Annotated in this window: 11 protein-coding genes and 1 pseudogene; 6 read left to right on the top strand and 6 right to left on the bottom strand. The window is 68.9% G+C overall.

Annotation, left to right across the window (positions count from 1 at the left end; translation table 11 throughout):
- Positions 1 to 182: 182 nt before the first annotated feature.
- From FFS72_RS00350 to FFS72_RS26710, 6 genes and pseudogenes are all read left to right on the top strand, one after another.
- Positions 183 to 1,673 (top strand): aldehyde dehydrogenase family protein, encoded by a 1,491-nt coding sequence (locus FFS72_RS00350; protein ID WP_137872068.1) that lies wholly within the window; start codon positions 183 to 185, stop codon positions 1,671 to 1,673.
- Entirely contained in the window at positions 1,670 to 2,875 is a 1,206-nt protein-coding gene (locus tag FFS72_RS00345) for a CaiB/BaiF CoA transferase family protein (RefSeq protein ID WP_137872067.1), read from the top strand. Before FFS72_RS00350 ends, FFS72_RS00345 begins: the two co-directional genes overlap by 4 nt.
- 20 nt (positions 2,876 to 2,895) lie before the next feature.
- On the top strand, positions 2,896 to 4,086 hold the full coding sequence (locus FFS72_RS00340; protein ID WP_137872066.1) for a Zn-ribbon domain-containing OB-fold protein: 1,191 nt from the start codon (positions 2,896 to 2,898) through the stop codon (positions 4,084 to 4,086).
- Positions 4,083 to 5,243 carry a thiolase C-terminal domain-containing protein gene (locus FFS72_RS00335; RefSeq protein WP_137872065.1) on the top strand — a complete coding sequence of 387 codons (1,161 nt, stop codon included), beginning with the start codon at positions 4,083 to 4,085 and terminating at the stop codon, positions 5,241 to 5,243. The genes FFS72_RS00340 and FFS72_RS00335 overlap by 4 nt, the downstream gene beginning before the upstream one ends.
- Positions 5,240 to 5,668, top strand: a pseudogene (locus FFS72_RS26715) (carboxymuconolactone decarboxylase family protein); the annotation flags it as partial. The gene FFS72_RS00335 and the pseudogene FFS72_RS26715, both read left to right, overlap by 4 nt.
- A complete protein-coding gene (locus FFS72_RS26710) occupies positions 5,642 to 6,589 on the top strand; it encodes an NAD(P)-dependent oxidoreductase (protein ID WP_283235395.1) in 948 nt (315 codons plus the stop codon). The pseudogene FFS72_RS26715 and the gene FFS72_RS26710, both read left to right, overlap by 27 nt.
- On the opposite strand, the gene FFS72_RS00325 is transcribed toward FFS72_RS26710, so the two are convergent.
- The 6 genes from FFS72_RS00325 to FFS72_RS00300 form a co-directional block, all read right to left on the bottom strand.
- On the bottom strand, positions 6,564 to 7,697 hold the full coding sequence (locus tag FFS72_RS00325) for a DUF8320 family protein (protein WP_137872063.1): 1,134 nt from the start codon (positions 7,695 to 7,697) through the stop codon (positions 6,564 to 6,566). The two genes, FFS72_RS26710 and FFS72_RS00325, sit on opposite strands and share 26 nt — an antisense overlap.
- A complete protein-coding gene (locus FFS72_RS00320; protein ID WP_137872062.1) occupies positions 7,694 to 8,917 on the bottom strand; it encodes a sensor histidine kinase in 1,224 nt (407 codons plus the stop codon). Before FFS72_RS00320 ends, FFS72_RS00325 begins: the two co-directional genes overlap by 4 nt.
- A 25-nt stretch (positions 8,918 to 8,942) precedes the next feature.
- Positions 8,943 to 9,254: a response regulator transcription factor gene (locus FFS72_RS00315; RefSeq protein WP_249353060.1), complete on the bottom strand. Its 312-nt coding sequence runs from the start codon at positions 9,252 to 9,254 to the stop codon at positions 8,943 to 8,945.
- A gap of 127 nt (positions 9,255 to 9,381) precedes the next feature.
- Complete coding sequence (locus FFS72_RS00310; RefSeq protein WP_137872061.1) at positions 9,382 to 10,455, bottom strand: DUF8320 family protein; 1,074 nt, start codon at positions 10,453 to 10,455, stop codon at positions 9,382 to 9,384.
- Complete coding sequence (locus FFS72_RS00305; protein ID WP_249353059.1) at positions 10,452 to 11,636, bottom strand: sensor histidine kinase; 1,185 nt, start codon at positions 11,634 to 11,636, stop codon at positions 10,452 to 10,454. The genes FFS72_RS00310 and FFS72_RS00305 overlap by 4 nt, the downstream gene beginning before the upstream one ends.
- Positions 11,633 to 12,322, bottom strand: coding sequence for a response regulator transcription factor (locus tag FFS72_RS00300; protein ID WP_137872419.1), 690 nt, complete (start codon positions 12,320 to 12,322; stop codon positions 11,633 to 11,635). Before FFS72_RS00300 ends, FFS72_RS00305 begins: the two co-directional genes overlap by 4 nt.
- Between the last annotated feature and the right edge of the window lie 72 nt (positions 12,323 to 12,394).

Raw genomic sequence — 12,394 nt, 5'->3', positions numbered from 1 at the left:
CATACTCTCGCCTGAGATGCGCCCGCAAGGTTCGAATGTCCCCAGGATGACGACGGTGCGGGCTGACGCCGACTTCCGATTCGGGGTAGGCAGGAACGCTTTCGATTGTTACTGTTCTCACAGAACGTATCTCAAATTCTCTCAGAAGAGAATGGGATTTTCACGACATGCGAGGAGACGGGATGTCATCTCAGGACACGGTGCAGACGGTGGGCGGGTCGGACGCCATCGGTGTACGCAAGAGCCTGCTCATCGACGGCGAGCTGGTGTCGACGGAGCGCACGATCACCTCGATCAACCCGGCGACCGGGGACGTCGTCGGATACGCGCCCGACGCGGACATCTCGCACGCCGAGGCCGCCGTCGCCGCCGCACGCCGCGCGTTCGACACCACCGACTGGTCGACGAACGTCGAACTGCGTGTCCGCTGCCTCGACCAACTCCACCAGGCGCTGCTCGACAACATCGAGGAGATGCGCGAACTGACGATCGCCGAAGTCGGTGCCACCAGGCAGCTCACCTACGCGAACCAGCTCGCGGCGCCCATCGAGATCGTCCGCTACTACGCGGACCTGCTGCGCAGCTATCCGCTGACCGAGGACATCGGCGAGGTCGAGATCCGCGGCCAGAAGCACCGCCGATGGATCGAGAAGGAATCCGCGGGCGTCGTCGCCGCGATCACCGCCTACAACTACCCGAATCAGCTCGCGCTCGCGAAGCTCGCCCCGGCGCTCGCTGCCGGCTGCACGGTGGTGCTCAAGGGATCTCCCGATACGCCGCTCATCACGCAGCTCCTCGGTGAGATCATCGCGAACCACACCGACATCCCTGCGGGCGTCGTGAACATCCTGTCCTCGTCCGAGGTCGCCGTCGGTGAAGTGATGACCACGCATCCCGACGTCGACGTCGTCACCTTCACCGGCTCCACCGTCGTCGGCAAGAAGATCATGGCCGCGGCAAGCGACACCCTCAAGCGGGTCTTCCTCGAACTCGGCGGCAAGTCCGCGCTCATCGTCCTCGACGATGCCGACCTGAAGATGGCCGCGCAGTTCGCCGCGTTCAGCATCTGCGCGCACGCCGGGCAGGGTTGTGCACTCACCACCCGGATGCTGGTGCCCCGCGAAAAGCACGACGAAACAGCGCAATTGGTGTCCGCATTCTTGCAGCGCGTCCCCTTCGGCGATCCCAGTGACCCGAAGACGTACATGGGCCCGCTCATCACCGAGAAGCAGCGTGACAAGGTCGACGGCATGGTGCAGCGGGCCGTGGCCGCGGGCGCGACGCTCGTCACCGGCGGTGAGAAGGTGAGCCCCGGCTTCTTCTATACGCCCACCCTGCTCGCGGGCGTCGACCCCGACAGCGAGATCGCCCAGGACGAGGTCTTCGGCCCGGTGCTGGCGCTCATCCCCCACGACGGCGACGACGACGCCGTCCGCATCGCCAACAATTCGGCATTCGGCCTCTCCGGCGGTGTCATCAGTAGCGACGAGGAGCGCGCCATCGCGGTCGGCAGGCGCATTCGCACCGGCACGTTCAGCATCAACGGCGGCAACTATTTCACCCCCGACGTGCCGTTCGGCGGCTACAAGGAGTCGGGCATCGGCCGCGAGATGGGCACCGCCGGGCTCGAAGAGTTCTTGGAGCTCAAGACTTTTGCAGTGGCGGCATCATGAGTCCGCTTGCGGGAATCCGTGTCCTCGAAGTCGCGATGTACGGGTTCGTTCCGTCGGCGGGCGCCGTGCTCGCCGACTGGGGGGCGGACGTCATCAAGGTCGAGCATGCCGTCACCGGTGATCCGCAGCGTGGACTCCGGCAGATCGGCAGGCAGCGCGTCGACGGCGACCCCAACCCGAACGTCGAGCACGCGAACCGCGGCAAGCGCAGCATCGGCATCGACATCTCCGTCCCGGAAGGAAGGCAGGTCATTCTCGACCTCGCCCGCGAATCCGACGTCTTCCTCACCAGCTACCTGCCGCAGGTGCGCGCGAAGCTCGGTATCGACGTGGACGACATCCGTGCGGTGAACCCGTCGATCATCTACGCCCGCGGCAGCGCACTCGGACCGCGCGGCGCGGAATCCGATCGTGGCGGCTACGACATGACGGCGTTCTGGGCGCGAGCCGGGATCGCCGCCACCCTCACCCCTCCCGGGGTCGAGGGCATGATCACCCCGCCCGGGCCTGCGTTCGGAGACACCATCTCCGGCACCAACCTGGCGGGCGGCATCGCCGCGGCACTGCTCAAGCGGGAACGCACCGGTGAGCCGTCCGTCGTCGACGTGTCGCTGCTCGGCAGCGGCCTGTGGTCGATGGGCCATGGCGTGGCTCTGTCCGTTCACCTGAACGACCCGATGGTGGCACCGGCGCCCGGTGCGCACGGCGCGCCGACGAATCCGCTGTCGGGCATCTACGGGACCTCGGACGGGCGGTACCTGTCCTTCGTCATGCTGCAGGCGGCGCGGTTCTGGCCCGACGTGTGCAGGCACATCGATCGCCCCGACCTTGTCGACGATCCCCGCTTCGCCGATGCGCAGTCCATCGCGGCGAACACCGAGCAGGCCGTCGCGATCCTGCGGGAGGTGATCGGCACCCGGACCCTCGCCGAGTGGACCGAGACGTTTGCGACCCTGGCAGGCCCGTGGGCCCCGATCCAGGACTCGCTGCAGGTCGCCGACGACGCGCAGATCCGGGCGAACGAGTACCTGGTCAAGGCGGGCGAGATCGAACTCGTCGCCAACCCGGTGCAGTTCGACGTGACGGCGCCGGAACTACGCCCCGGCCCCGAATTCGCGGCGCAGACAGAAGAAATCCTGATCGAGGCCGGTCTCGACTGGGATCGCATCATCGCACTGAAGACCGCAGGCGCGGTCACCTAGCAAGCGGATCGGAGGCAGCCATGCCCTACATCGCCTCGATAGGCACCTACCTGCCGTGCTGGGGGACACCGGAGGTCCGGGTCCCCGGTGACGACGAGGACGCGATCACCCTCGCGGTCGAAGCCGGACGCGCAGCCCTGCGCGGCGGCGCCCCGGTGTCCTTCGTCGTCCTGGTCAGCCGGGACCTGCCGCTGCTCGAGAGCAGCAACGCCGCCGTTCTGCTGGCCGGACTCGGACTGGACCCGGAACTGGAGGTCACCGAGCGGCTCGGCGGTGCTCCGGCGACCCTCGACACGCTCAGTTCCGCACGACCGCGGACACTCGTCATCGGGGTCGACACGGCCCCGGCGGGCGCCGCCGCCGTGGTGACGGCGGATCGGGGAATGCAGGTGCGGGCGGCCGGCCGGGTCTCGCGCAGTCTTCCGGTCCGCACCCGCGGCATCGCGGGCGACGTGCGGGACTACGGCGATCCCCGGCTACTCCAGGAACGCGGATTCCTGGCCTCGCTCAAGGCATCCTGGATGGACACACCCGTCGCCGTGGCGGGTGTGAGCCATGAGCAGGCGTCCGCGCTCTGCGCCGGTTCGCCCGAACCGCTTCCGACCACCGGTGCGAGTGCGGGCCTCTTCGCGCTCGCCGCGCTGGCGGAGGCAGGCGTCACCGGGCCGCTCGTCGGTATCGAACAGGCCAGCCTGTCCGGCATCACGGTCGCCGAAGGCGAGGTCGTGATCCACCGCCGGGAGCCCGCGGCACGGCCGAGTGCGCCGTACGCGTGCGTCCCGGGCGCGGACATTCCGATCTCGCTGGCAGCGTACGAGCGGGCCTTCGAGGCGAAGGTGCGATGGGAAGCCGGACGACACCAGGGCACCGACACGCTCGACTTCCCGCCGCGCTACCGGGTCGGTGACGACGGAACGCTGCGCAGCGACTACGAACTGGTACCGCTCCCGCGGGTCGGAACCGTGTACACCGCTGTGACGGTTCACTTTCCGGTCCCCGGGCTCAAGACGCCGTACTCGCTCGTCATCGTCGAGCTCGACGGTGTCGACGTGCGAGCCCTGGTGAAGGTGACGGGTACCGACCCCGACTCCGTTGCCATCGGCGACCGAGGCCGGCTCGTCCTGCGGCGGGTCGCCCTCCGCTCGGGTGTCCCGGACTACGGGTACTCGTTCGAACCCGGCGAGATCGACGCACTCGAGGAGGCAGCATGAGGAAGGTCGCGATCGTCGGCGCGGGCATGACGCCCTTCGCCGAGCACTTCGCCCACGGCATCAAGGACCTGCTGCCGATGGCGTTCGCCGACTGCGCCGGAACGGTCGACAAGGGCTTCGGCAAGCACGACGTCCAGGCGGCGTGGTTCGGTGCGATGGGCACCCCGGACGGATTCCCGTCGGGGATCCTCGCGGACAGTCTCGGACTACCCGAGCTTCCCGTCACCAGGGTCGAGAACTCCTGTGCCACAGGACACGATGCCATCCGTAATGCCCTGTTCGGGATCGCGTCCGGGGCATGCGACGTCGCCCTCGTCATCGGTGCCGACAAGGTCCGCGAGTCAGCGTCGAAGGACATGCTGTGGGAATGGGAGGCGATGACCCGGGACATGGCCTGGGACTACCCGCTCGGCCTCGTCGCCCCGGCCGGATTCGCCCTGCACGTCGAACGGTACCTGCACGAATCACCGGCAACCCGTGAACATCTCGCGATGATCGCGGTGAAGAACCACCGCAACGGCTTCGCCAATCCGAAGGCGCGGCTGCGGGTCGACCTGACGATGGAGGAGGCACTCGCCGCGCCGACGGTGGTGAGCCCGTTCAGCATCTACGACTGCGCGCCGCAGAGCGACGGCGCGGCCGCGGTGATCCTCGCGGCGGACGACGTCGTGGCACGCTACACCGACCGACCCGTCTGGGTTCGGGGCGTCGGACTTGGCCTGGATTCGGTTATGCACCAGCACAAGCGGGACATGACGACGTTCCCGGCGACGAAGCGGGCCGCGAAGCAGGCGTTCGGCATGGCCGGACTGACGCCGGCGGACATCCACGTCGCCGAAGTGCACGATTTCTTCACCGGTATCGAGCTGATGAGCTACGAGGACCTCGGGTTCGCGGAACGTTTCGAGGCCTTCAAACTCGCGGAGACCGGTGCCACCCAGGTCGGGGGGTCGCTGCCCGTCAACCCGAGCGGTGGTCTGATCTCCAAAGGGCACCCGCCGGGAGCGACCGGCGTCGCGCAGTGCGTCGAACTGTTCGAGCAGCTGCGTGGCACCGCGGTGAATCAGGTTGACGGCGCACGAATCGGACTGGCGCACAATCTGGGTGGACCGACGGCCGTGGCAGGCGTGACGATTCTGGAGGGCCCCGCGGCATGACCGACGGACACGCCGCGGCAGTGGATGCCGCCCATCGCGCTCTGTTCGATGCCGGGGTCGCCGTGCGTCGCGAGGTGCTCGGCGACGCCTATGTCGACGCGGCGCTGAGCCGCAACGTGGGCACGGACGGGGAAGCGTTGCAGCACTTCGTCAGCGAGGTCGCGTGGGGATCGGTGTGGACCCGGCCCGGGCTCGACCGCCGCAGTCGCAGCCTGACCACCCTCGGCATGCTCGTCGGCCTGAATCAGCACCGCGAACTGGCCACACATGTGCGTGCTGCGCTGGGCAACGGACTGAGCCGCGACGAGATCGTCGAGGTGGTCGTGCACGCCACCGCGTACGCAGGCGTGCCCGCGGGCGTCGCGGCGATGCGGGTCGTGCAGGAGGAGTTGACGGCGGTGCTCGGCCCCCGCGACTCGCCGGACGGTTCCGATGGTGCGGGACCACTGCCGGGCAAACGTGTCGGCTTCGTCGGCCTCGGTGCGATGGGTACGCCGATCGCCGCGAACTTCCTCGCCGCAGGACAGTCGTTGCTGGTGTACGACGCCGATGCGGCGAGTCAGGAGCTCTTCACGTCGGCGCATCCGGATGCCGTCGGGGCGGCGGGCCTGTCGGCCTTCGCGGATTGCGACGTCGTCGTCCTTGTTCTCCCGAACAGTGACATCGTCGACCGCGTCACCGTCGGCGACGAGGGACTGCTCGCGCGCCTACGCCCCGGCGCGGTCATCGTCGACATGGGTTCCAGTGTCCCTGCGCGCACGCGCGCGCTGGCCGATCTCGCTGGTACCGCGGGTGTCTCGGTGGTCGATGCCCCGGTCAGTGGGGGAGTGGCACGGGCACGGCAGGCCGATCTCGCCGTCATGGCGGGTGGCGACGAGGCGATCCTCGCCTCGGTCCGGCCGCTCATCGACGCGACGGCCCGAGAGGTGATCCACGTGGGGCCGGTCGGCGCGGGCCACGCGGCGAAGGCCCTCAACAATCTCCTCGCGGCGGGCGGCTTCGTCGCGGCGGCCGAGGCACTGCTGGTCGGCCGGCGGTTCGGAATCGACCCCGCGACCCTGCTGGCGGTGTTCAACGCGGGAAGTGGACGCAACCAGGCCACCGAGACGAAGTACGAGAAATTCGTGCTGTCACGGACATTCGACTCCGGTTTCACGGCTTCGCTGATGCGCAAGGACATTGGTATCGCGCTGGACCTCGCGCGGAGTGAGGGTGTGCCGACACTCGTCGGTGACACGGTCGGGGCGCTGTGGAACGGCGCCGTCGACTGCCTCGGCGAGGGTGCCGACCAGACCGAGGTGATGCGTCATCTGGAACGGCTCAGTGGGGTCGCGCTTGCGCCGTGACCGGACGTGAGGAACCCACGATCGATCGGACGGCCTGGTAGTCGAGGTCGGGGACGTCGCCGTTCCGGACCTCGACATGAACGTGACCGGTGGCGTCGAACTCGACGCGCCGCACCCGATCTCCCACCTCGACGACGATCGTCGCCGACGTGTTCCGCCCCGCGGGCAGAGCCCGTGCGGTGACGGTGCCGCCCGCCGTCGCGTCGAGTTCGTCGATCAGGGCGATGCGGACCTGCGCGGCGAGCGTCTCGTCGCTCAACCCGCCTTCGTCGAGAAGGATCACACTGGTGCCGCGCCTGCGTGCCGCGACGGTTGCCTGGTGCAGGGCCTCGTCGGTGGCGAACACCGGGGCGCGCAGCGTGTCCCGCAGGCGTTCCTCCAGCAGGGCGGCGCGTTCGCGGTCGGCGTCGGTGAAGTCGGAATTGCGCGCGGCTGCTTCGAGAATCGGACGCGCCGACACATCCAGTGCCTCGAGTTGAGCTTCCCGTTCGGAGGTGACGGCCGCCGTCATCGCCTCGTCCGCCGCACGTTCGCTCTCCCGCTCACGCAGCGTGAACACCAGATGCGCCTTCGGTCTCAGGGTCGCCGCGACCAGCCCCGAGATCACGACAGGCGCCAGAATGACGACACTCGTCCTGATCCCTCCGGTCCAGCCCTGGTCGGTCACCCCGGTCCATACGGTGAAAGCCAGGATCGTCAGTGCCGCACCCACTCCGGCGAACCAGGGTCGACCTCGCACCGACAGGAAACACAGGACCACGGTGACGACTCGCATGTGCCAGATGTCGCTCGTTATCCATCCGACCGTGGGTATCTGTGGAAGAACGAGCAGGCAGTCCACCGGACCGAGCGCGGCGAGGAAGAGAGCGGTGCGCAGGGGCAACGGGTCGCCGGGTACCGCGACGATCGCGAGTATGCCCGCCGTCGTCAGCGCCAGTGCCAGCAGAATCGGCCAGAAATGTTCGGAGTCACCGAGGTACGTGGCGGCACGAAGGGCTGAACTCACACAGAAGACGACGGCGACGACCTTCGCGACGGGCCGGTCGAGCCAGAGCAGGCTGCGAATGTCCCGGGTTCCGGAGTCGATGCCCCGCTGTCCGGCCCTCACTCGGAATCACCGTCACCCGTGTGCAGCGTCCACGCCAGCACCACCTGCGTGCCGCGGCCCGGCTCGGCGTGCACGGCGTACGCGCACCCGTCAGCGGCTGCCATGCGCTGTCGTAGACCGAACGCGGCCTCCACGTCGAGCGCGGACTTCGGGGCGTGCTCGAGCGCGCCTCCGTTGTCCGCGAGGACCACCCGGAGTCCCCTCGGGCATGCATCGATGACGATGATGCGGTCGGCATCGTCGCCGGCCTGCCGGAAACTGTGTCGCAGCGCCTCCGCGGCGGCGGAGGCGATGGAACGGGCCGCGGCACGCGGGATGTCGGGCGCAGCGGGATCGATGTCCACCTCGACCGGGACGTCGCCGTCGACCTGCACCAACGCGGCGCGGATCAACCCGACCGCCGTTCGGACGTCCAGATCCTCTTCCGCGACATTGCTGTTGCGCAGCCGGTCGAGTTCGAAGACCGTGGTCGCCGCCTGGTCGCGCAGGTCCGGTGTGTTGCCGAGTCTCGACAAGGCCAGCAACGTCGACATCACGCGATCGTGCATGAGTGCATGGAAACGTGCCCGCTCGACATCGCGCGCGGCGCTGGCGGCCGACGTCGCGGAGTGCTGCACGGACGTGACCATGGCACGATCCAGAGCTCGTGCCGTCGACACGGCCGCAATGGTGGCCACGACGAAAAGGCCGCAGTACACGACTACCGACACGATCTCCACGGGAAGCACGACGTGCTGCTGGTTCTCGCGCGTCACGTACCGAACGACCTCGGCGGTGCCCGCACTGAGCGTCAGGTATGTCAGGGTCGCGGCCGGACGCCAACTGAGTGCCGCTGCCATCGTGATGAGGCCGGGGAACGTTGCGAGCCAGACGTCCCGATTCGCCGGGATGTGACCGTCGACCAGGGCGAGCCAGGACAACAGCGATCCGAGATAGGCCGCGGCAGCCGCGGTGCCGCAACGCTTGATCCACCGGGAGTCTGCCGCCCGCGAGGCGGGCCAGAGTCCGAGCATCGGCACCAGCACGAGAGTCGCGGCGGTCACCGACCACCAGTGCGGGATGATCTCGGGCGTCGCGATCGCTCCCGGCGCGAGCAGGACGGCGAACAGCAGGGCAGCGGCACTGATGAAAGCGGCGAACACGCGGATGATGCCGTCTTCCGCGGATCGGACAACGACTGTCGACTCGATCTCGCCCGCAGCCACAGTCGTGGCGGTCACCGCGGTCGACCCGACTGTGACGCGGTCACAGCTCGTGAAGCTCGATCAGTCCATCCTGGACCGCACGAGCCACCAGCGCCGCCTTCGTCGGCGCCGACCGGCCGACGTCGCGGTACTTCGTGCGAATCCGGGCGAGATGCGTGTTGACCGTGCCGATCGACAGGAAGAGGCCCGCGGCGACCTCGTTCTTGGAATCGCAACGGAGCCACTGCAGGAGCACCTCGATCTCCCGCGGTGAGAGATGCGGACGCCGCAGTGCACGAGCCGTCGGATGGGCCTGGCCGGGTGCCGCATGGATCTGCGGGTGGCGAGGATGATCGAGCGAAGCAGTGGTCATGTCGGCTCCCAGGAAGCTCGCGTGGAGAGATGGACTCCGGTGGGTGCGCCGGACTCTCATCGGAGCGTATTCGGCGGCATCGACCTCCGCGAGACACGAATTCCGTGCCCGTAGAAATAGGGGCACGTCACGGCATTGTGGCTGCCCGTTCCTCGTCCGTCCGGTCGGATCGCGTGACCGCGTTGCCGTCCGGCCCGAACTCGGTGCGACGCACACCCTGCGGCGTGCTGGACAGGACGGTCGCCATCGCGGCCCGTCCCGGTGGAAGCACCCGAACGGTGACTGCGCCCCGGTCGGTTCCGCTGAGGACGTCGGCGACGCTGCCCAGGAATCGCCGCCTCGCGTCGGGCGCAGCCGCGTCCATCGCGCCGTCGTCGAGGAGGATCACCTCGACGCCGCGAGCCCGCGCGCCGCGGGCCGCCGCCACGACTCCGGGATCCGACAGCGCGGGCGCTCGGACACTGTCCCGCAGATGGGCTTCGAGGAGGCCACACGCGATGCGCTGGTCCTCGTCGAGCGGTTCACCTGCGGCGATGTGTTCGAGGATCGGTCGCGCCAACTCGTCGAGTCGGCGGAGCTGACGATCCCGCTCCTCGAGGATCGCCGAGTCCGCTGCCTCGGCGGCCGCCCGCCGAGTGGTCTGAGCACGCAGCGCGAAGATCTTGCGTGCGGCGGGACGCAGGGTGAGGGCGAAGAACGTCGACATCAGCAGCGGCGCCACGTTGATGACGGACATCGCCAGGCCGTACGCCGCGCCCTGCCCGGTCGAGGTGGACCACACGACACAGGTGGCGATCGTCGCGAGCATTCCCAGCCACGCGAATCCGGCCCTCCCGCGGACCCCCATGAAGGCGTAGATCGCGGTCACCGCACCCAAAGGCCAGAGCTGCAGTGGGCTCGCGATGGGGACCGGAAGCACCCCGAGGACGAGCGTGCACGCCGCCGGTCCGGTTGCGGCGAGCGCGACCGAGTCGCCGAGCGGTATGGGATCGCCGGGTACCCGGATCAGCGCGACCGCGCCGAGGACGACCACCAGAAGGGCAACGGCGATCGGCCAGAACGCCGTCACTCCCTCCCGTGACATGACGGCCATCAGTGCGCTCGCCGCGGCGTAGAGCGTCACCATCGCTCTGGCCGCGGGGCTCGTCATCCCGATCAGCGCGCGCACGTCGCGGGCGCCGCGCAACCGTTCGGGGCTCATTCGCCGCTCCACCCGAGTCGGACCCGGGTGCCGTCGTCCGGGCGGGAATCGATGTGCGCGCTACCGCCGGACAGTTGCGCCATCCGACCCGTGATGCTCACGGCGAGACCCAGCCGGTGGGCGGGAACCGCTTTCGGGTCGAACCCTCGTCCGGTGTCCGCGACCTCGATGTCGAGGCGGTCGGCGGCAAGTGTCACCGTCACCGACCGGTCGGCGTCGGGACCGGCGTGTCCGAGACTGTTGCGCAGCGCTTCCGCGAGCGCAGCGCCGATCGCCCGGGTGGCGTCGGCGGGTATGGACAACTTCTCGGAGCCCGGCGTGCGGCGGATGTCGAGGACAAGGCCCTCGTCGACATCGCCTGCCGCGGTACGCAGATGCGTGACGATCTCCGTGGCGTCGAAGCGTTCGTCCGAACCCGGTCCGGCCCGCAAACCGTCGAATTGGCGCAGCGTGTGCGCTGCCTGGGCGCTCAGGCTGGTGGTGGTGCCCTGGCGTGAGGCGACCAGAAGTGTCGACATGACCCCGTCGTGGATCATCGCGTCGAACCGCGCGCGTTCGACGGTCCGCGCCCGACTGGCCGCGGCGGCAGCCGCAGCGGCGTGGGTGGCGTCCAGAGTCGAGTCGAGGATTCTGCCGGTACGCAGCGCCATCACCGCGGCGCCGACGAACAGCGAACAGAACATGATCGTGAAGGCGATGTCCGGGATCAATGGGCTGGTCATCGCGGGATCGCGTGCCACGGAATTGAAGTATTGGACGCCGGCGCACGCGACGACCATGTATCCGAACGCAGCGGCCGGACGCCACGAGGCGGCCGCGGCGAGGCTCGCGACACCGGGAAACGCGGACAGCCACACCCCCTGCCCGTCGGTGAGGGGGGGACCGTGCCAGGCCGACAACCCGGTCGCGACGGAGACCAGGAACGTGACGGCGGCGAGTCCGCCGGTGGCCCGCAGAAGGGTCCCGTTCCGGGTGAGCGCGGACAACCCGAACAGCATGCCGGTCCCGAACACCGCGACTGCTGCGACCGGCGTCCACGGCGACGCCGCCCGGTCGGCCTGGCTGACGATCGACGGGAGAAGGAGCACGAGGTAGAAGAGGTATCCCGAGCCGGTGAACACGGCGAACATCCGCGTGATGCGGTCGGTGGCGTCCCGGCGTGGGACGACCGCGACGGTCACTTCAGTTGATCGCGCGTGGGGATCGGGAGCCAGCCGTCCTCCACTGCCCGCTTGTACAGGTCGGTTTTGGTGCGGGCAGGCCTGCCCGCTTCCGCGTATTTGGCGCGGATACGTCCCAGGTAGTCGTTCACGGTGTGGGGTGCCAGGCCGGTGAGGCTGGCGACGCGGGCGGCCTTCTCGCCGGAGGCGTACAGCGCCAGCACGTCGCGTTGGCGCGGGCTCAGGCCGACATCCTGCAGTCCGGGGTCGCCGTCGATCGCGGCCGCCCACTCGGTGGTCACGACCTGTTCCCCGTTCGCGGCCGCGGTGATCGCGGCGATCACGGTCGCGGTCGGCTCGGACTTGCGAAGCACTCCGAGCACGCCCGCCTTCGCGGCGAGGCGAACGAGGTACGGGTCCTCGGCGCTGGTGAAGACGAGAGCTTCGACGCCGATGGATCGCAGTTGCTCCACATTCGATTTGGGCGACGATCCGTCCGCGAGCCGGAGATCGAGAATCACCAGGTCGAATTCCGCGCCTACGGCGAGCAGATCGGGGACGGTCGGTGCCGACGCCACGATCGTCAGGTCCGGCTGATCGGCGAGCATCGCCTCGAGTCCCATCACCACGGATTCGTGGTCCTCCACGATGCCGATGCGGCGGGGGAGCACTCCGGGTGCGTCCGGTGACCCGGAGGCCGAGGACATCTCGGTCAACTGTGCTCCTCGCAGGTGATGGTCGCGGGGGTCGGTGCAGGGTGTCGCCGCCTCGCGCGTGCT

It is taken from the genome of Rhodococcus sp. Q (assembly GCF_005503035.1).
Classification (GTDB): Bacteria; Actinomycetota; Actinomycetes; order Mycobacteriales; family Mycobacteriaceae; genus Rhodococcus_G.
Note: the sequence above shows the minus strand (reverse complement) of the source record. Positions and strands in the feature narration are given on the sequence as shown.